Origin of the sequence: Vogesella mureinivorans (genome assembly GCF_007644035.1) — a bacterium.
In the GTDB taxonomy this organism is placed as follows: domain Bacteria; phylum Pseudomonadota; class Gammaproteobacteria; order Burkholderiales; family Chromobacteriaceae; genus Vogesella; species Vogesella mureinivorans.
Genome location: NZ_VMTV02000144.1, coordinates 1 through 273, shown reverse-complemented (window position 1 = coordinate 273; position 273 = coordinate 1). Strand labels below are relative to the sequence as shown.

General features: G+C 68.9%; 1 protein-coding gene. It reads right to left on the bottom strand.

Annotated features, from left to right (window positions below; all coding sequences use genetic code 11):
• The coding region (locus tag FLQ44_RS04835; RefSeq protein WP_147693325.1) for a helix-hairpin-helix domain-containing protein at window positions 1-273 on the bottom strand (273 nt) is incomplete at both ends.

Genomic DNA, 273 nt, shown 5'->3' with positions numbered 1-273 from the left:
ATGACATGCTCGCCGAGCGGCATGGCGGGAAGTGTCGTCTCGGGTTCATTGTCGGGCAGGCGGACCTCCGGACGGTCGAACAACGGCAGGCGCTCGGCGGCACTCCTGCCGTCAAGCGCGCGTACCGCCCACAGCGCCGCGCGCCGATCGAGGCCGATGGAGCGGAACGCGTCGGCCTCCGCCAGCTTTCTGATCGCGTCGACATGGAGGCACGATCGCAGCCACACGTCGCGCACGGATTCGTAGCCGCCGCCGCGCTGTTGCACGAATGTC